This window comes from Legionella quinlivanii (genome assembly GCF_900461555.1).
In the GTDB taxonomy this organism is placed as follows: Bacteria; Pseudomonadota; Gammaproteobacteria; order Legionellales; family Legionellaceae; genus Legionella_C; species Legionella_C quinlivanii.
Genome location: NZ_UGOX01000001.1, coordinates 299,302 through 318,196, shown reverse-complemented (window position 1 = coordinate 318,196; position 18,895 = coordinate 299,302). Strand labels below are relative to the sequence as shown.

The window sequence follows — 18,895 nt, the reverse complement described above, 5'->3', positions numbered from 1 at the left end:
AATTGTTTTTTTTATTCTCAACGCAAGCGTTGACGTCTTCATCAAACCTGTTATATGGTTAACAAATCAATGCTGATTTAGACAATACGTTGAAAAATTCGATGAATTGTTTAAGCGTTTTCATGGAAGAGAGCATTCATTGATGCATTTAGGGAGATGAACATGTTTGGACTTTTGGCGACAATGATCGGCACCAAGGTTGTTTCCGGTGAAGTCATCGCAGGCACGGCTGGTGTAATGGCCGGAACATTTCTGGGGAGCTATTTAACCTCTTTAAAAGCGCAATCTGACCAAAAAAAGCTTATTATGCAAATGAGCGGCCTGAATAAGGCGGCCGGAGAATTCATAAATTTCAATTTTGCAAGTATCCTTGAAATCACTGTCAAAGAATTAAACCTGCTGGATAAAGGCTGCGAGCTGCAATTAAATCTTGGAACCTTACTAAAGCCAGAACTGGACAAATTCTGCCTGCTTCATGAGAGTCCGGCAGACGGGAATATTTTCCAGATTCATATGCTGCAGGAGAGCAGCCAGCTCATGACCCCGCCCGATACGCTTGCCTCTTCCATTGAGCGAACTATTCACGAATATTTTGACAGCTACCTGAAAAACCGCGAGGTGATTAACTCTGAAAATCGCGCACTAGCCAAGGCTACTGTGCAAATCATGCGTAACACTACAGTGCTCCTAATCCAGGCAATGAAAGGAATAGCCCAGTTGCCGGGGTATGAAAATGAAGAACGCCTTGAAAAATTCAGAACTATTATCACAAGCTATTTTCAGAATATTTTAGACAATGAAGGTCTTACCGAAAATTATAATAAAACGATTGCTGATTATTTTGTAAAAACTCAGAAGCAGCGCACCACGCTCGCCCAAGAGGTACAGAAACATTTTGGTGATTTAATTGATCAATTAATTGTCGAGCAGCGAGAAATTAGCGTACAGACCATGTCTGTCCATTGTACCCGCGATCTCTATGACTTGAATAATCATTTAATGGAGTTATTTGCCCGTTTGTTTGATGCCCAGGCAGGAGCAGATGCCACCCAACTTTCTGCCTATAAAATAACCCAGAATATGCTAAGAGCAGATACTTCCCAGGCAACCGGAAAGGTTCCCTTTAATGAATATGGTATTTTTAAATTACTGAAACCGCTGGCAAAAGTCTCAGAAGGACTTAACCGTCTTGCCCAAGAGGAGGATGGATTATCTTTTGTGCGTTATCAGGATATTTTTGATAATCCCAAATCCATGAGTGATATTGCATCCTGGGATCCCAGATATGGTTTCTTAATTAAAACGCCTATCGATCAAAATTGCAGAGATCAGTTATCGCGGGAAATGATAGCCATTTTCAAGCTTTTATTTATTTGTCAGGCACTCGAGAAAGACTTTCTTGAGTCTGCAATTCAATATGGCTTTAAAGGGATGTCCGAAAAGGGGGAATACAAAGCCAGACGTTTGGTAATACATATTTTTTATCGAGAGGCAATGAGGCGCTTATCCGAATTCTTTGAGTATGCGCAGGTTAAGGAATTGCTGGATTTGATGAATGATACCAAATGGATGAGAAGCAAGAAGATGCCGCTCGTCAATCCCAAACAATCTTTCATGTCGATTACTGAACCTCTTGATGACAATAAGCTGATAAAACGCACCAGCTTCATTACTAATTCGGTATTCCAAAACAACCTTGAACAGCTGGAGTTTCTGCGCCGACGCATGCAGTATCTTCATGATGGACTTGATAAGCTTAAGAGTTATGAGACGGACGAACAAAGAACACCCTTTGATGCCAATAACCTCACTAAAGAAGACCGAATTTATCTGTTTAATATTGCCAGGACCTTTGAAGAATATGGTTTAACCCGCTTACTTGGCTTGAATCCTGAATTACCGTCACAGTTTTCAGAAATTGATAAGTCTGAAAATGAAGTATTCACTTCGCTCAAGTTTACCCAACTGCAATTGATGAATGTGAATGGTGCAGTTAATAAACTCTGCGGTAAATTGCGTATTTCCTCTTCATATACTGCTGGGAAAATTGCAGGAGGTCAGGTCAGCAGCTGTAAAATTACCTTTGGGGAAAATGAAGCGGAAATACCAGAGGGGCTTTATCAATTCCTCAAGCAAATGAACAGTCCGGTATATAAGTGGAACGCGACCAGCTCCCTGCTCGGTTTAGGAGCTGAACAGCTGGAATTCGTTTTACTTTATCCCAAACATGGGAGTTTGCTTTCATTTATTGAGTTTTATAAACGGCTGCGAGATTTTGAAAATAAGATCAGAGAGAAATGCCGGGAAGAACTTGCGCCTCCCCTGCACCAGTTTTTCCAGGCACTCGGAGATATCACCGCCCATATGGGAGAGCTTATCAGACAGATTGATATCAATGGTGAGCGTGTCAAAAAACTGCAAACCCGAAACAAGCTGTTAACAAAGGAAAATATCCAACAGCAAACGCAAATAGTCAGCCTTTCAAGTGATATTGCCAAAGTAAAGGGGCAATTTAGCGAAACACAGGATTTGGTCCAGCAATTGAAGGCAAGTAATAAAAAACATCTGGAAGATGTAAAAAAAATTGAAAAGGCAAATGAAGATCTTTTCACGACTATTCTTGCCGATTTTCATCGTAATGTGAAAGATATTAAAGAACTGAAAAGCACTCTGGATGATAAATTAAAAGATGTGCGGGAAATTCTTTCGGGTGATAACTCCAAAGTAGCCCAGGAAGCAAGTAAAGAGTTATCGCTGCTTAAAGAGAACATGCAGGGCAGAATTGGCAGCATTCTCGAACGGTTCAAGCTATACGAAGAGAGTTTTAATAGAGCGAGCGAGAATTTAAGAAATGATTTTCAGTCCTTGAAACTAAGCATGAGCAGGGAACAGGAACTCATTGAAGCGCTGGAACTAAAATTGAATGAAGCCTTGGTTGAATTGCAGAAACAAAAGGATCGCGCTGATTTTTATGAGGCCAAGGCGGATCAGGCCAGAGTAATCGTTCATAATTTTTCCAATCTTTTTGACTTCCTGGAAAATAAATTCAGCTCGCGTTTAAGCTTCTGGTCGTCTTATCGCACTGTAAAAACGGAAAACATTCTGAATTTTATCGAGCTGGTATTAAGTAATCAGCAATTTTTGAAGAATCATCTGGCTGAACATTCAGAACAGGATATTGAGAGGGAAATTAATACTTATCTGGATAAAAGTCAGGTGATTAACCGATACCATGGATTATTCAACAATAGCTCATCCAGAGCGCTGATCAAACATATCATTGTGCTGTTTCAAAGGGGTAATTTAATTAATGTATTGAAAAATGACGGGATTACCTATCATGATAGGAAAATCACGCTCAGCAATACGAATGAGCTGCATTTTACTGAACCTCAAAGCAATAAAGAATATTCAATAGCCTGCCGGATTCAGCCAATTAGTTGATATAAAAAGAGGTTTAAAATCAACCCTCACCCTAGCCTCTCCCAGCTTGGGAGAGGGATTTTCTTTTAGTCCTCTCTCCCCTCAGGGGAGAGAGTTAGAGAGAGGGGCTTTAAAATTTCCAGCATGGAAAGATAGCTTAGCCTTTAGCTTTTTTCTTTCTTTTTAAATCCAATCGCTTCCAGACGCTGCTCGGTGAGCGGATGAGTTGAAAAAGCACTGGTCAGTGATTTAACCGGGTCAATACTGGAGGGATCAAATAAATAGGAGGCCTGTCTTAGCTGTTCATGGGCAGTTCGTCCATATTCCTGAGTGTATTCCTCGGCATTGGCTGCATGATCTTCCGATATTTTAAGCAATGCTCTAGCCATTGGTTCATTATCGCGCATGAGTTCGACTGCCCCCGAGTCAGCCATATATTCTCGCGTACGGCTTAAAAATAATGCCAAAACGACAGTCAATATAGGCAATACCCAGCGCAACACCATAATAATCAGCAATAAACGATTATCCTGGTTTCGGCGATCGCGTTTGTAAATCATCGAATAAAAAAGCACATCAATCACTAGCAGCAAAATATTGCTCAATACAGCAACCATTAATGTCAGTTTAATATCCTGATGGCGGATGTGGCTTAATTCATGCGCCATCACCGCCTGCAATTCGGCGCGATCAAGCTTGTCTATTAAGCCTCTGGTTATAGCTACCATTGCCGATTTTTCGCTGTAGCCGCTGGCAAAGGCATTCATGTAGTTGGCTTCAATGAGAAATACCTTGGGCATATACTTCAGTCCCGCAGAAACGCGCATTTCTTCCACCACATTGTACAACTGCTTTTCCTGGAGATTCTGCGCTGTTTCCGGCGTAATTTCCCGGTATTCAGTGCCCATTAACATAATCCGGTCATACATAGCATAGGTGATAAGCAAGGAAACAACCGCTATACCTCCCATGATCAAGGTCGCGTAGGGAATTACCTGAAGAGTCAACAAGGCGTGAAAGGCCTGGCCCACAGTGAGGTTGGGATTAGTAGACTGCAGAACAAATGCATCGGCTACCAAACCCACCCCGGTATAGATCAGGATGAAAAGGAAGATAACTATCCTCGTTTTGCGCTGGTTTTTCTGTAACTGGGCTCGCCAGTCACCTACCGAAGCATGGTAGTCTGATAGCGGCATGGCTTACTCGGAAAACTTGACAGTATAATCTTCTCGCGCCTTGATTTGATCCTCCGGTAAAGACCAATACTCGAACTCTTTATTGAGCTTATCGGAAAAGAAATTAACCACCATTGCTTCTACGAAGGATTTTTTCTTGGCATAGTAGCGCTCGATGCTGTCATTATAGGCTTGTTTGGCGTAAGACAATTTGTTTTCTGTATTTACAATTTCCTCTTGTAGCTGAAGCATATTCTGGCTTGCTTTCAGATCAGGATATTGTTCAAATACCAGATTGATTCCAGATGCGATTTGCGAAATCTGATTCTCTGCGTCCATTCTCGCTTTTTCATCGCCAGAAGCCCTTGCGGCCTGTGCCTGATTACGTAAAGCAACCACATCTTTCAATGTCGTTTTTTCATAATCCATATATTTGTTAACTGTTTGTATCAAGGACTCAAACACTTTGAAACGGCGATCTAACTGGATATCGATTTGCTTTTTATTATTGTTAATCGCCTCGATCATTCCGATGAGGGTGTTATAGATGCTGATAACCCAAAAGGCCAGCAGCGCCAGGATAACCAAAACGAATAGCAGAAACTTTCCCATGTTAATCATCCAATTTTGTTTTATATTGAAGTTATAGCTATTTTTAGATAAAAATCAAATTGCTTTGTTTTATACCGATAGGTCGGCTTGCAAAAGCAGTGACTTGACTTTGTTTTTTTTGGTTCATAAAATGACAATTTTTAAAATTTTTCTTCTATGAGCGAACTTCATACTCACACCGAGCAAGACTCTTTTAGTACATCATTCAACGATGTCATTGAGCATGCCCGGTTTATTCAGGGGGCGAGCGATTCTTTTCAACCCCACCCATCAGGCATGCTCTGGGGTCTTGGATTCATGTACCTCGGTGTAGCCACTTCAACACCCGCCTTGACCATGCTTGGCTTGGGCTTATTTGTATGCCTTGGTTTGCGCTGCCATGAACGATTAAATCTTTACAATCCTTCTTTTTTTAGTTTCAGGCCAGAAAGACAGACGGATGAATTGGTATCTCCAGCAATGCAATGGGTATAAGAAGCCGCTTAACTACCTTTAAGCGAGTCTTTAAGACAAAACTGCCTCTTTTTTCTTCTTCAATAGAGCCTTCAAAAACAAACCGGTATAAGATCTCTTGTTTCGGGCGATATCTTCCGGGGTACCTGTGGCAATAATTTGACCTCCTTTGCTGCCCCCTTCCGGTCCCAAATCAATAATCCAGTCGGCCGTTTTAATCACATCAAGATTATGCTCGATGATAATAATCGTATTCCCCTGATCCCTTAAACGGAATAAAACGCTTAAGAGTTGCCTCGTATCATGAAAATGTAAACCAGTGGTCGGCTCGTCCAGGATATACAAAGTATTTCCTGTGTCGCGTTTCGATAATTCACGCGCCAATTTGATTCGCTGGGCTTCACCGCCCGACAAGGTGGTCGCGCTTTGCCCCAAACGAATATAGGACAAACCCACATCAATTAAAGTCTGACACTTTCTGGCAATGACTGGAATTGCATCAAAAAAGCTGCGCGCATCCTCAACCGTCATATCCAGCACTTCATGAATATTCTTACCTTTATACTGGATTTCCAGGGTTTCGCGGTTATATCGTTTGCCTTTACAAATGTCGCAAGCCACATAAATATCCGGCAGAAAATGCATTTCCACCTTAATCATCCCATCGCCCTGACAGGCTTCGCAGCGCCCGCCTTTCACATTAAAGCTGAAACGCCCGGGCTGATAACCGCGAGCCCGCGCCTCCGGCGTGCCGGAAAATAATTCCCGAATAGGAGTAAACAAACCGGTATAGGTCGCGGGATTTGAGCGCGGAGTACGCCCAATGGGGCTTTGGTCAATATCAATGACCTTGTCGCAATGTTCGAGACCACTTATTTTCTTAATCGAGCCCGGGGTCATCACACTGGCACGATTTAATTGATTTGCTGCCAAAGGATACAGAGTGTCGTTAATCAAACTCGATTTACCCGAACCTGAAACCCCCGTTACACAGGTCAATACGCCTAATGGAATACTCACATTGACATTCATCAGATTATTGCAGCAGACACCGGTCAGATGCAGCATGCGCTCATCGTCAACGTGTTTGCGTTGTCTGGGCACTTCAATAGAACGAACCCCTGAGAGGTATTGCCCGGTCAGAGATTTCTCTTCTGCCATAATTTCTTCCGGGGTTCCTGCGGCGATAATACGTCCGCCATGCACACCGGCTCCGGGTCCGATATCAAGAACAAAATCCGCAGAACGAATCGCGTCTTCATCATGCTCGACCACGATGACGGTATTACCCAGATTGCGCAAATGGGTGAGCGTTTTTAGCAGGCGATCATTATCGCGCTGATGCAAACCGATTGATGGCTCATCGAGAATATACATGACGCCTACCAGACCGGAACCAATCTGGCTTGCCAGACGGATACGCTGCGCCTCTCCCCCGGAAAGGGTTTCAGCGCTGCGGGCTAAGGACAAATAATCCAGACCCACATTGACCAGGAATCCCAGGCGCTCACAAATTTCTTTATTAATTTTACCGGCAATCTCGCCCCTGTTTCCACTCAGATGAAGATGCTTGAAGAATTCATAGGCCTTTTCAATAGAATAGTTGGCGATTTCTGGCAAATTGATATCATTAATAAATACATTGCGCGCTTCCTCTCTCAAACGAGCTCCCTTGCATAATTGACAAGGACGGGAAGATAAATATTTGGCCAACTCCTCACGCATCATCGATGAGTCTGACTCGCGGTAGCGGCGTTCCATGTTGGGGATCACCCCCTCGAAGCGATGTTTTTTAACCAGATAGCCGCCATGAGAGCGATGGTAACGGAATTCAATTTCCTCTTTACCGCTCCCATAAAGAATAATGTTTTGAACCGACTCAGGCAGATCTTCAAAGGCAAGCTCGATATCGAATTGGTAATGCTCGGCCAAAGACTCTAACAAGGGGTAATAATACGTGGTTTTTTTATCCCAGCCGCGAATTGCACCCGCACCAAGACTGGCTGTGCGATCATGTATGATTCGCTCTGGATCAAAATACTGATCAACACCCAGGCCATCACAGGAAGGGCAGGCTCCCACCGGGTTATTAAAAGAAAACAAGCGCGGTTCTAACTCACTCAAGCTATAACCACATTCCGGGCAGGCAAACTTGGATGAAAAGACAATGTCCTCGAAACTCCCATCAAGTGAAGCAACGATGGCAATGCCCTCTGCCAGGTTGAGCGCGTTTTCAAAGGACTCACTAAGCCGCTGCGCAATGTCTTCCCGAATTTTAAATCGATCAACCACCACTTCGATGCTATGTTTTTGACGCAGCGCCAGTTTAGGGGGATCGTCAAGTTCGCAGAGTTCGCCATCAATTCGAGCCCGTACATAGCCCTGAGCCTGCAATTGCTGCATTAACTGTAAATGCTCGCCCTTACGCTCTTTCACCACCGGCGCTAAAATCATTGCCCGCTGCTCTGCAGGGAGCGTCAGCACCTGATCTACCATTTGGCTTACCGTTTGAGCATGTAAATTATGATGATGGACAGGGCATCGCGGTTCTCCTACCCGGGCAAATAACAAGCGCAGATAATCATAAATTTCAGTGATTGTTCCCACAGTGGAACGCGGATTATGAGAGGTCGCTTTTTGCTCAATGGATATCGCCGGGGAAAGTCCCTCGATCGAATCCACATCCGGTTTTTCCATCATGGAAAGAAATTGTCTGGCATAGGCCGACAAAGACTCCACGTAACGGCGCTGCCCTTCCGCATATAACGTATCAAAAGCAAGGGATGATTTTCCGGAACCGGATAAACCCGTAATGACTGTTAACTGATTTCGCGGAATGTCCACATCGATATTTTTCAAATTATGTGTTCTGGCGCCGCGTATACTAATCCTGTGCATGCCTGACCTGCTTAAACAAAAAACAATCAATTATACCCTTTTGATTCCAGCTTGTGGAGTTAATTAAAGCGGATTATGCAACTGACGATAACAATAATAGCCTATTAGCAGAGATTATGATGACCAAACTGATAAAATCTTTTCTTTTAAGTCTTCTTGTATTTTCTTCGTTCAGCCACGCTGATGAATTTTCTTCATTAATTAGCGGAAAGGTGAAAGCCCGCCAGGTAATTATACCCGGGGGTGAAGAAATTCCAGGCAGATGAGTTGATTACTTCTGCGCACAAAGGACAGACCGCCCCCAACTGACTGAGCGATGCTTACCTGTGACAATGGCAATCTATGGTATAATTCCGTAAACTGGATTGATCTTTAGCCTGCCATGCGAATTTTTCTTTATTTTATTCTGCCTTTCTGTTTTTTAGGTTCAATTCACTCTGTCTATGCTGAACCCAATCTGAAAGAAATCGAACAAACCATCAGTGATTCAGTCATCACTGCTAAAATTAAGGCCAAATATACAAAAAACACGGATTTGAACCCCTTAAAAATATCGGTGTCTACAGAAAATGGCATCGTCACTCTAAGCGGACACGTTAATGATCGTCAGGCCTTTGTCGATGCCTTAACGCTCGCCAAATCAACCAAAGGCGTTAAATCGGTAGAGATTGAGGATCTGGTTATCAAACCGGTTAATATGGGATTAACCGATGCCTATATTACGGCAAAAGTTGAAGCAGCCGTTTTAAAAGCCAAGGTGTTTGATGATGAATCCATTCCGTTAGTGGGTATTAAAGCCAGCACCAGCAATGGTACCGTGACCCTGAGTGGAAAGGTCAAGCAGGAAAAATCGATTTTGGTTATTATTAAGCGCGTCAATCAGGTACGCGGGGTAAAAAAGATTATCTCTAAACTACAGGTAAACAAGGACGACTCATGACCTTATTTAAACGCTTCAAATATTTCCTATGGTATTTTGGAACATTCCAGGTGCCGCTGATTGGCCATTTACGCCCCAAACTTCTGGTATTAAATGATGATCAGATTGTAATGAAAATCCCATTGCGTCGACGAAGCCGAAATCACCTCAACTCTATGTATTTCGGCGCACTGGCTGTTGGCGCAGATGTCGCCGGCGGACTCCACGCTTTTTATTACGCCAATAAAGAAAAATTAAACCTTTCCCTGGTTTTCAAATCATTCCATGCCGAATTCCTTCGACGTCCGGAATCGGATGTTTTTTTTGTTTGTGATAGCGGCAAAGAAGTCAGAGCGGCGCTATTTGAATCTAAAGAAAGCGGCGAGCGCGTGAATAAAAAAGTAGCAATCGACGCCTTTGTCAATTATCCGGACAAACCGGAAAAGATTGCGGAGTTTATTCTTGAGCTATCGGTTCGCGTTAAATAAGCAATTCCGAGAAGATCCTCTCTCCCCTCTGGGGGAGAGAGTTAGAGAGAGGGGGCTTTAAAAATCTCAGGACAATCCCGAGAAACTATTTTTACCACCCTGCTTGACTTTATACATAGCATAATCCGCGCCGCGTAAAATGTCCTCGATGTTCTGACCGGCTTCTGGATACGTAACACAGCCTATACTGACCGATACTTTCACAATATTATTTTCCAGTACCAGAGGACGTGAAAGAGATTGAATCAACCGATTAGCCAGTACCGCCAACATTTCCTGATCAACTAAATCATTTACAATAATAATAAACTCATCGCCGGCAAGACGTGCCAGATAATCTTGCTTACGAATCGCTTTTCTAAACAGCTGACTTACTTCAATCAGCAGTAAATCTCCAATATGATGCCCAAAGCTGTCATTGACCTGTTTAAAACCATCCAGATCAAGAAACATCAATGCAAACCGGCTATTACTCCGCTTCGCACGGCTCAAGCTCATTTCGAGCATTTCAAGACATGCTCTCCGGTTGGGCAGTTGAGTGAGCTCGTCATGTAAGGCTAAATGTTTTAGCAGGTAATCCGCTTTTTTCCTTTCCAGTGCCAGACTTAATTGTGTAGCCAGAATATCGAAAAGACCTAACTCACTCTCATTGATGACTAATTTTTTTGTTGGATAAAACTCAAAAATACATTCCACCTTATCACTTAAAAAAAGAGGCACCGCAATCACCTGATTTAAAGTCAGTTTATTCCACTTATTAACCAGAACTGCTTTGAATTTTTCAATGTCAACGCCAGATAATTGTGACTTTCCTTCCTGCCATGCTCTCCCCGCCAGCCCTTCACCATAGGCCAGCGAAAAAGGAGGGAATTCCCCCTCCCCTAACAATTCAGGCTCAATCTCTTTTCTGGCCCAGATAGCCGTAGCCGCCATGACATTGGCGGCGGGGTTATAGCGATAAAGAACACCTTTGGAAAAGGGTGTTGTAAGGCCAATTAGCGATAAGCAGTTCCTCAGCGCCGAATCGATATCATCAGACATTAAAACCAAATGGGTTGATTGATCAATCAAGTCCATTTCCTTAATTTTTTTTGATAATTTGGCTTGAGTTAACTTAAGGGCACTAATATCGACGTGCGTACCCACAACCCGTCGAATTTTACCATCCGGATCGAGAATGCCCTGACCACGGCAGAAGATCCATACCAGCTTTCCATTCTGATGTCTGTAACGTACTTCCTGCTTGAAAGGAAAACGGCCTTTGGAAAGCAAATGTTGTTTTAAATTGTTTTCAACAATAGCAAAATCTTCAGGAATCACATGCTCTCTAAAAAAATTCACATGTGAACGAGAATAACTTTCATTTAAACCTAAAGAACGCAGCAATTTTTTAGACAAGCGGCATTCTTTCGTCTCCAGGTTAATATCCCACCAGCCATCAGTCGTTTCGTCAAGAATGTGATCGTAAAGAGCAATATTCTCGCGGAATAGGTTGACACTGTATTCACGAGCCATTAATTCCTGTTTTAAGGCATTGATATCCGAAATATCACGTAAGCTAAAAGAATATCCCAGGAACTCTTTTTCTTCATTCAGAAAAGGGCTGGCTTTTAACATTACCAGCGATTCTTCTCCATTGAGATTGGTCAACGACAGTTCCAGGTTTTTTATTGCTCCTCTGTCAGCCAGTATTTTAGCTATATCCCTTTTAATTTTTTTATCTTTTAAATGCAATACATCAAATAAACTACGTCCTATAATACCATTTTTTCTAAAATAGCCCATTGAATCCACAAAAGTTTCATTACACTCCGTAATTAGATTGCCCGTATCAATGAATAAAAGCATATCTGGGGAGTATTCATAAATGCGTTCATACTTGGCTTTCATTTCAGATAATTGCTGGCTTCTGTTTTGCATCGTACTGCGCAGCTTTTCATTTTTCATATTGACACTGTGTTTTAAATAATTAATGAATGCCAAAAGGCCGGTTATTATGAGGCCAAAAAATAAAAAGAAATCGGGCAGAACAGGGCTATTGCTGCGTAAATAATTGTTACTTGGCCAGATGAAAAACCGCAGTTCACCCGCCAGAGAATACACCTCCAGTTTGTGGGCAAACCGCAAATTGCCGCTGTTGCTTGTCTCATTAGACAAGCGTTCAAAAAGTACATGCTTGTTATCAGAAATCCTGAGATTAAAGCCTCGCGGCAGAAGACTGTTAATAGTATCGGATAGAAATTTTGTCAAATCGAAAAGCATAAGCCTGTTTGAGTCATTAGCACTCAGCAAACAGAGGTAATAATGATTATTGGGCGGCTTCAGAGAAATTACTGTTCGTATTCCGGAGTTTGGGGAAAGAGCATTATCACAGAGCCGCGACATCTCATCCTGATTCATCACCAATTGACTGCTATTGGACATTAAACCCTGGTTTGCCTGCCATTGAATATATACCAGACTTGGCATATCTTCCAGATAGTGAACAGCATCTTTTTTTAGCCGCTCATCGTCTATTGGCGAATCACTGACCCGATAAAAAAAGCGCCTCGCGGCTTCAGCCTGGGAGCCAAGAATTGCCTTGATTTCATTACTGACAACCATCGCTTCATTTTGAATTTTTTTCCGGACATTATATTCAAAATCCATATATAAAAACTGCCAGAACAGGATAAAAGCGAGCGTTCCAGTAACTACTATCGCAATAGTTTCGATTAAACCCACATAAAAACGCCGAAAACGCAGAAGAAACAAAACAATAAGTGAACTGCTTAAACATATAATGCCCAGAGCCGTTTGAATCGACATAGCGGTCAAACCCGACCACAGATAAACGGTTTTAATCTCAAGAAAATTAGAGATAGTAGACAGGAAAGTCAGGCCAAATACCACACAAACCAGGGCGAGTTGGGTGAAACGTATAATTCGCGAATGACATTTAAGGTGCATTAGAAGAGCAGTATTTAATAAAATTAAACACAAGGCCGTATTTGGAGCCATTCGTCCCGGATAGGTCACGTTTAAGTCCACATAACCAAACAGATCATCTACAAGAAAATTCATGTCGGTGAGATATTGGGCAAAGGTCAAAATTACCAGTAGATTGGCAAACTGGCTTAAAATTAAGGCGAGTGTTTTCCTGGAGGGCAAGGCCAATACAGAAATGCTGCTTAAGGCGATGCACAATGCAGTGTTAAACTGCATTGGATAGTGACTTCCTGTAAAGATATGAATTTTCGAGGCAGCCACTATCCACATCAGCATACCAGAAAGACTGATTAACAAAGACAGTGAAGCCAGTATTTTTATAGTAATGATATTGCGCAATTTCTGCATATTATTTAAAAAGAGCACTTCCTTGTCACTCCGTTTTTTTACCCCGAAAGGCTTTTGCTGATTACCAATTACTCCTCTTAAGTATAGACAATATAAATTTCATCCAATTTACCGGCTTTTTTTCACGCCCAGAATTTTGAGCAGTTGATCCGTAAGCTGACGAAAGAACTGACGTACCAATTGCCGAAACAAGGTGTTCTTGCTCAATTGATCAATCATTGAAGGGTCTGCCTGCTCCTTCGGTTTTCGTTTCTTACTTTCCTCAAGGGTCACATCGATAGTATTCTTTTTGCGCTCTGCAAGAATTTCGGCTGCTGAACGTGTATTGACCTTTCGCCGGTATTGCGATACCAGTGAGGATTGGTGAACCACTGAGCTTAGCTCTTGCTCAGTTAAAGCGCCCATACGCGATTCGGGCGCTCTAATCATGCACTGAATTAACGGCGTCGGCTGGCCTTTTCCATCCAAAGCACTTAGTAGAGCTTCTCCTATCCCTAAAGAGGTTAATAGTTGCTCCGTATTATAATAGCCCGTCGGTGGAAAGTTCTGAGCCACCAGCTTCATGGCCTGACGATCTTTAGCCGTAAAGGCGCGCAAGGCATGTTGTATTTTCAAACCTAACTGGCTGAGAATACTGTCAGGAATGTCTTTGGGCGTTTGCGTACTGAATATCAGACCAATCCCTTTTGAACGGATCAGTTTGACGATGGTTTCCAGCAAATTAAGCAGGGCCTTACTGGCATTTTTGAAGATCAGATGCGCTTCATCTATAAATAACACCAGTTTCGGCTTATCCGGATCCCCCAACTCGGGCATCACACGATACACATCCGATAAAAGCTTCAGCATAAAAGTTGAGAATAACTTGGGTTTATCCTGCATATCCATTAGTCTAAGAATGGAGATGATGCCTAATCCCTGATTCGTTGTGCGCATCAAATCCATCACGTTAAACGCGGGTTCTGCAAAAAAACTGTTACCGCCCTGTGTTTCGAGTTCGATAATTTTACGGGTAATAATACCTATGGACGAAGATGCGATTCCCCCAAAACGGGATTCTATCTCTGTCTTACCGGCATCTGTCTGCACATACTGTAGCAAGGCTTTGAAGTCACTTAAATCGATTAAGGGCAGTTTCTCTTCTTTTGCATATTGGAAGATAACGGTTACCACACCGGATTGCGTTTCATTAATGTCCAGCATTCGTGAAAACAGAATGGGGCCAAAATCAGCGACTGTCGCCTTGATAGGAACACCTTGCTGTTCCTCATTCAAAGTTAGAAACTCTACCGGAAAACCGCGTGGGATAAACGATAAATTCAAGTCCTGGCAGCGCCTTCGTAAAAAATCATTTTCCACCCCCGGAACCGCTAATCCAGAAACATCACCCTTGATATCCATGACCAGACTGGGAACGCCGGCGAGTGACAATTGCTCGCAAAGCACCTGCATGGTTTTGGTTTTACCACTTCCGGTGGCGCCTGCAATTAGTCCATGCCGGTTGAAAGATTTCAGTACCAGATTCACCGGAGAGTCAGGCAATAGCTTGTTATCAAGCAGAATTCCACCAATATCCATTACCGGATACTCAGCGGCGGCATATGCTTTGCGTAATTCCTCATTCATTTTTGCAACATCCTTGAAAAACTTATCTTTTGCCTAAGTATAATGCAGTTTACCGGTAATCAAGAGAACTTATCTTTATTCATCACCTTCTTGTAAAGAGTCTAATCATTTAATCTGGCAATTAGGGCAAAGACCATAGATATTCAGCGCATGGTCAGTCATTTTAAAATTGGCACGTTCAGCAATCAGCCGCTGACGTTCTTCAATCACCTCGTCGACAAATTCATCCACCCGCCCGCATTTAACACAGACCAGATGATCATGATGATCACCCTGAGTTAATTCAAAAACTGAATACCCTCCTTCAAAATTGTGTCGGGCAACCAGACCAGCAGCTTCAAACTGGGTTAAAACACGGTATACCGTGGCCAGGCCTACATCCTCGCCCATGTCTAATAATGCCTTGTAGACATTCTCGGCGCTAAGATGGTGTTCTTTAGACTGTTCAAGGATTTGCAACACCTTGAGTCTGGGCATGGTAATTTTTAATCCAGCGTCTTTTAACTGTTGGCTCTCTTCCACACAGGCTCCTTAAAAAGCTAATCGATTGGAGTGTCTTTCTATGAATGACATGCTATTATGGCGAAATTTTTCAGGACAGGCAAAATTATGCGATTGTTACGTTTATTACTTGCTCTTACAATTTCATTCGGCATTGCATCGTGCGCCTCTTATGATTTTTCAAGACGAATCGTTCAGCAGGGTAATCTTTTACCGCAATCCACTGTATCTCGGCTTAAGACAGGCATGAGCAAACAAGATGTCGCTATTTTATTGGGAAGCAGTCTTTTGAGTCCCACCTTTAATAATAACCGTTGGGATTACGCCTATACCTGGCGCAAAGGCAGCTCGCCACTTAAGGTAAAAAACGTTTCCTTATATTTCAGTAATGGCGTGCTGACTCGTATTGAACATTTTCCCTAGGCTTTAACGGTTAAGCCTGGCTGCAAGCCGGGTTTAACCAGCATACACAGCCATTTCATTTTACAGCTTTGGCTCGAATACGCCTTTTTTCTTTGGGGTCATTGGTTAATTTGCGATAGATCTCCACCCGATCCCCGCTTTTCAATCGCGTATCAGCAGATACTTTTCTTGAGAAAATCCCATAATCTAATTCCAAAACCTCAGGGTAGACGTCCAATACCCCAGATTGCCGAATGGCATCCCCCACAGAGGCACCGTCAGCCAGCGAACATCTAACCTGAAATATCTCTTGTTCCAACGGAATAAACACCACCTCAACGTCAAGCATACAAATTCTCTGCCCGGTCACAAAACGCATCTACCATCTTATTGGTAATCTGCTCAAAAATAGGGCCCAGCAACATCGAAAACATTCTGCCGGCAAACTCAAACTCGAGGTCGAAAGAGATTTTGCAACCGTCAGAAACCTCATCAAAACGCCAGAAACCTTCTAAATGGCTGAATGGCCCGTCTACCAAGCGAATTTCAATCATTTTATTTGCTTGCAAACGGTTACGAGTTGTAAATGATTTGTTCATTCCGGCAGCCGAGATGACCAATGTCGCCTGGACCTCGTCAGCATCTCGATGATGGATAATACTTTGACTGCAATATGGAAGAAACTCGGCATAATGTTCCACTTCATTAACCAGTGTATACATTTGCTCGCAACTAAATTTCACAATGCGTGACTTTTGTACAATCGTCATGCCTTTTCTCCTAGCAATCTTTTTAACCAGCTATCTAAGTCATTAATCTCGCTTTGACAGATAGAGTGTTCCATCGGATAGTCTTTTATGGTCAGATCATGATAACCCCTGGATTCTAAAAACCTGCAAGAGTAGTTAGTCCACTCGGGTAAAACGACATTATCAAAACGTCCATATCCCATAAAAAAAGGCGTTTCGCGGGGTAAATGGAACTGGCATTCACTGGCAAGAGGCAAATAGCCGGAAAGCGACACGACACCGCCAATTGCCTGGGGGCGGTTCAAGGCGGTATGCAAAGCCATCGCGGCCCCTTGGGAAAAGCCAGCTAATATAATCTGCTTTTCTGTCATTCCCGTTTCAAGCTGCGACTGGATAACCGCATTAATTTGCTTTTCGGATTCCTTAATTCCCTCGCCGTCTTCTCGATCGGTTAACTCAAAGCCGACGATGTCATACCAGGCCGGCATGTGCATGCCGCCATTTATCGTCACTGGCCTGACAGGCGCATTCATAAATACATGACGAACTGGTAAGGCGCTTATTGGATATTGAGATGCCAGCCCCGCCATATCAGAGGCATCCGCTCCCAAACCATGCATCCAGATTACCGAAGCCGTGGGAGATGTATCTGGCTCTTTTGTGTAAACGTTCAACAAAGATCTCCGAAAAAAGGGAAATTATCACCAATGCGCTACCACAGTGCAAGAAAAAGCAATAATTCCGTACAAAACCGACTTACTGACTCAATGATTGCCATTTATCCCTGAACAAATTGATCTCTGTTTTAAGCTCCACCATCTGGCAGAGTCATTAAAAGCATGATAGAATAAATCCCTATCTGTATTATCTATAGCCAAACAGTCCAATGATAAAGCACATTGAATCCTTTCTTTTGTACCTGAAAGACACAGAGTCCAAAAAACTGTCTTCTCAGGATTGGAAAGAAGCATGCCGCCTACATTCGACTGCCGATTCAGAAAACTCCGCTAAACGCTTGACAAAAGGGCTTGCAGATCAGCTCAATCTCCCTGAAGACTGCATTGGCCAATATATCTCAAAAACCGACTGCAGCAGCGACACCAAATGGTATCATTTTAATTATTTGCAGGAGAATTTTAATCAGGAAAAACTGACTTTATTTGCGATTCAGGCCTCGTCCCTGCTGCCTGCCGACAACGGTTTAAACCTGACGCCCTATGTCTGGTTTGAATTATACAAGCGCTTTGACACACAGGAAAAAAAGCGATTATCAAGGCCTTTTTTACAGCTGCATTTAGCTCGCCTTCAAAATCTTAATCATGATAATCTGATTGCCGCTTTGGCAGAAAAAAAACCGCGACGAAGTTGTACTCCCTTTTTTCATTCTCAACCCCCGCAAAAAAGAAAACGACAGGCCGAAGAGGAAATCGATTATTCGACTAATCGGCTCATTCTGGCGAAAACCGATTCTAATACATTTTGCCAGTCGCCGCTAAAAGACAAAGGCGTTCGCATAGCAGAAATTCAGCCGCAAAGCCCGAGAGAGAGCTCCGGAACTTATATAAAAGTAGGAAGAACGCCGGGCGGCCGGGAAGCGCGTCTTGCCTATAGAACAGAAACTTCCGAGTTATGGACCCATTCGACTCCTGATAATAATCCGCATTTCAACGGCGCACTCAGAGTACCCGGGCAGTCTGTGGCCACCTTAAAAGCACGATTCAAGCGAATCTGGGAACGGGCTGGCAAGGTAACATTCACGGCAACGCTTCATCAGATTGAAGAGAATCAGAATAAAAAGCGTCCATGCAGTCAGTTTTCAATCTTCCGAGCTGCCTGCAAGGACGTGTTTGAAGCACATGGCGTTGAAATCGACGCCGAGTCCACAGGTCATATGTTTCACTGGACGCATTTAATTGCCTTATTCCTGGGAGGCGGCCATGATCAGCAATCGGTTGTCGCTGCAACAAGAGCTGCCAATCTCAATATACTGGAAGCTATCGAAAACGACACCGCAGAAAAGCTTAAGCAACAAGAACCAAAAGTTCCTTATGTACACATTGAAGTGACACCTTTCTATCAGCAAGATAATTTAATTCCCCAATCCCTGCACTTTGTGCTGCGCTGGGCAGAAACCAATGCGCTTGGAGTAACCGTTGCACGCCAGAAAGAGCATTTTATCAATGCCTGCTCTCATCAACGTTACAACAAGGCCATGCTTGATACCTTTAAAACACTGGATCAATTGGAAACGGAGCGAATCAGTACGCTGGTGATGGCCTAATCTTTTCGAAGTCAGCATATCCTGGCAAACCG

General features: G+C 43.1%; 16 protein-coding genes. 7 read left to right on the top strand and 9 right to left on the bottom strand.

Annotated elements, in window-relative coordinates; all coding sequences use genetic code 11:
- The first annotated feature begins 162 nt into the window (after positions 1-162).
- Positions 163-3,444, top strand: a complete 3,282-nt coding sequence (locus tag DYH61_RS01470) for a coiled-coil domain-containing protein (RefSeq protein WP_058507986.1) — start codon at positions 163-165, stop codon at positions 3,442-3,444.
- A gap of 143 nt (positions 3,445-3,587) precedes the next feature.
- Here the strand turns inward: DYH61_RS01470 and htpX are convergent, their stop codons facing one another.
- Both htpX and DYH61_RS01460 read right to left on the bottom strand, forming a co-directional pair.
- Complete coding sequence (gene htpX, locus DYH61_RS01465) at positions 3,588-4,619, bottom strand: zinc metalloprotease HtpX (protein WP_058507985.1); 1,032 nt, start codon at positions 4,617-4,619, stop codon at positions 3,588-3,590.
- A gap of 3 nt (positions 4,620-4,622) precedes the next feature.
- Positions 4,623-5,210: a LemA family protein gene (locus DYH61_RS01460; RefSeq protein ID WP_058507984.1), complete on the bottom strand. Its 588-nt coding sequence runs from the start codon at positions 5,208-5,210 to the stop codon at positions 4,623-4,625.
- A 156-nt stretch (positions 5,211-5,366) separates the two neighbouring features.
- On the opposite strand from DYH61_RS01460, the gene DYH61_RS01455 reads away from it, so the two are divergent.
- The gene (locus tag DYH61_RS01455) at positions 5,367-5,684 is read left to right on the top strand and encodes a hypothetical protein (RefSeq protein ID WP_058507983.1); all 318 of its coding nucleotides are present in this window, start codon (positions 5,367-5,369) and stop codon (positions 5,682-5,684) included.
- 30 nt (positions 5,685-5,714) lie between these two features.
- On the opposite strand, the gene uvrA is transcribed toward DYH61_RS01455, so the two are convergent.
- Positions 5,715-8,561, bottom strand: coding sequence for an excinuclease ABC subunit UvrA (gene uvrA, locus DYH61_RS01450; protein WP_058507982.1), 2,847 nt, complete (start codon positions 8,559-8,561; stop codon positions 5,715-5,717).
- A gap of 116 nt (positions 8,562-8,677) precedes the next feature.
- Between uvrA and DYH61_RS15575 the strand changes: the two genes are divergently transcribed.
- The 3 genes from DYH61_RS15575 to DYH61_RS01435 all read left to right on the top strand — a co-directional run bounded on the left by DYH61_RS15575 (position 8,678) and on the right by DYH61_RS01435 (position 9,968).
- On the top strand, positions 8,678-8,827 hold the full coding sequence (locus DYH61_RS15575) for a hypothetical protein (protein WP_157072300.1): 150 nt from the start codon (positions 8,678-8,680) through the stop codon (positions 8,825-8,827).
- 116 nt (positions 8,828-8,943) lie between these two features.
- Entirely contained in the window at positions 8,944-9,501 is a 558-nt protein-coding gene (locus tag DYH61_RS01440) for a BON domain-containing protein (RefSeq protein ID WP_058507980.1), read from the top strand.
- Positions 9,498-9,968 carry a PaaI family thioesterase gene (locus tag DYH61_RS01435; RefSeq protein WP_058507979.1) on the top strand — a complete coding sequence of 157 codons (471 nt, stop codon included), beginning with the start codon at positions 9,498-9,500 and terminating at the stop codon, positions 9,966-9,968. Before DYH61_RS01440 ends, DYH61_RS01435 begins: the two co-directional genes overlap by 4 nt.
- A gap of 66 nt (positions 9,969-10,034) precedes the next feature.
- On the opposite strand, the gene DYH61_RS01430 is transcribed toward DYH61_RS01435, so the two are convergent.
- The 3 genes from DYH61_RS01430 to fur all read right to left on the bottom strand — a co-directional run bounded on the left by DYH61_RS01430 (position 10,035) and on the right by fur (position 15,452).
- A complete protein-coding gene (locus DYH61_RS01430) occupies positions 10,035-13,322 on the bottom strand; it encodes a sensor domain-containing diguanylate cyclase (RefSeq protein WP_133129111.1) in 3,288 nt (1,095 codons plus the stop codon).
- A 90-nt stretch (positions 13,323-13,412) separates the two neighbouring features.
- Positions 13,413-14,930: a helicase HerA-like domain-containing protein gene (locus DYH61_RS01425; RefSeq protein ID WP_058507977.1), complete on the bottom strand. Its 1,518-nt coding sequence runs from the start codon at positions 14,928-14,930 to the stop codon at positions 13,413-13,415.
- Positions 14,931-15,035: 105 nt separating this feature from the next.
- Positions 15,036-15,452: a ferric iron uptake transcriptional regulator gene (fur, locus tag DYH61_RS01420; RefSeq protein WP_058507976.1), complete on the bottom strand. Its 417-nt coding sequence runs from the start codon at positions 15,450-15,452 to the stop codon at positions 15,036-15,038.
- Between the two features lie 57 nt (positions 15,453-15,509).
- Here fur and DYH61_RS01415 point away from each other — a divergent pair, with 57 nt between their 5' ends.
- Positions 15,510-15,854, top strand: coding sequence for an outer membrane protein assembly factor BamE (locus DYH61_RS01415; protein ID WP_058507975.1), 345 nt, complete (start codon positions 15,510-15,512; stop codon positions 15,852-15,854).
- A gap of 55 nt (positions 15,855-15,909) precedes the next feature.
- Here the strand turns inward: DYH61_RS01415 and DYH61_RS01410 are convergent, their stop codons facing one another.
- Genes DYH61_RS01410 through DYH61_RS01400 form a run of 3 tightly spaced genes read right to left on the bottom strand, consistent with a single transcriptional unit; the run spans position 15,910 to position 17,256 of the window.
- A complete protein-coding gene (locus DYH61_RS01410; RefSeq protein ID WP_058507974.1) occupies positions 15,910-16,182 on the bottom strand; it encodes an RnfH family protein in 273 nt (90 codons plus the stop codon).
- Positions 16,175-16,603, bottom strand: coding sequence for a type II toxin-antitoxin system RatA family toxin (locus DYH61_RS01405; protein WP_058507973.1), 429 nt, complete (start codon positions 16,601-16,603; stop codon positions 16,175-16,177). The genes DYH61_RS01410 and DYH61_RS01405 overlap by 8 nt, the downstream gene beginning before the upstream one ends.
- A complete protein-coding gene (locus DYH61_RS01400; protein WP_083499243.1) occupies positions 16,600-17,256 on the bottom strand; it encodes an alpha/beta hydrolase in 657 nt (218 codons plus the stop codon). The genes DYH61_RS01405 and DYH61_RS01400 overlap by 4 nt, the downstream gene beginning before the upstream one ends.
- Positions 17,257-17,468: 212 nt before the next feature.
- Between DYH61_RS01400 and DYH61_RS01395 the strand changes: the two genes are divergently transcribed.
- Positions 17,469-18,863 (top strand): DNA/RNA non-specific endonuclease, encoded by a 1,395-nt coding sequence (locus tag DYH61_RS01395; RefSeq protein WP_058507971.1) that lies wholly within the window; start codon positions 17,469-17,471, stop codon positions 18,861-18,863.
- The last annotated feature ends 32 nt before the right edge of the window (positions 18,864-18,895 follow it).

Coding starts and splice junctions, on each gene's coding strand:
- DYH61_RS01470 (WP_058507986.1), top strand. CDS start 163: ATGTTTGGACTTTTGGCGACAATGATCGGCACCAAGGTTGTTTCCGGT.
- htpX (WP_058507985.1), bottom strand. CDS start 4,619: ATGCCGCTATCAGACTACCATGCTTCGGTAGGTGACTGGCGAGCCCAG.
- DYH61_RS01460 (WP_058507984.1), bottom strand. CDS start 5,210: ATGGGAAAGTTTCTGCTATTCGTTTTGGTTATCCTGGCGCTGCTGGCC.
- DYH61_RS01455 (WP_058507983.1), top strand. CDS start 5,367: ATGAGCGAACTTCATACTCACACCGAGCAAGACTCTTTTAGTACATCA.
- uvrA (WP_058507982.1), bottom strand. CDS start 8,561: ATGCACAGGATTAGTATACGCGGCGCCAGAACACATAATTTGAAAAAT.
- DYH61_RS15575 (WP_157072300.1), top strand. CDS start 8,678: ATGATGACCAAACTGATAAAATCTTTTCTTTTAAGTCTTCTTGTATTT.
- DYH61_RS01440 (WP_058507980.1), top strand. CDS start 8,944: ATGCGAATTTTTCTTTATTTTATTCTGCCTTTCTGTTTTTTAGGTTCA.
- DYH61_RS01435 (WP_058507979.1), top strand. CDS start 9,498: ATGACCTTATTTAAACGCTTCAAATATTTCCTATGGTATTTTGGAACA.
- DYH61_RS01425 (WP_058507977.1), bottom strand. CDS start 14,930: ATGAATGAGGAATTACGCAAAGCATATGCCGCCGCTGAGTATCCGGTA.
- DYH61_RS01415 (WP_058507975.1), top strand. CDS start 15,510: ATGGCGAAATTTTTCAGGACAGGCAAAATTATGCGATTGTTACGTTTA.
- DYH61_RS01410 (WP_058507974.1), bottom strand. CDS start 16,182: ATGCTTGACGTTGAGGTGGTGTTTATTCCGTTGGAACAAGAGATATTT.
- DYH61_RS01405 (WP_058507973.1), bottom strand. CDS start 16,603: ATGACGATTGTACAAAAGTCACGCATTGTGAAATTTAGTTGCGAGCAA.
- DYH61_RS01395 (WP_058507971.1), top strand. CDS start 17,469: ATGATAAAGCACATTGAATCCTTTCTTTTGTACCTGAAAGACACAGAG.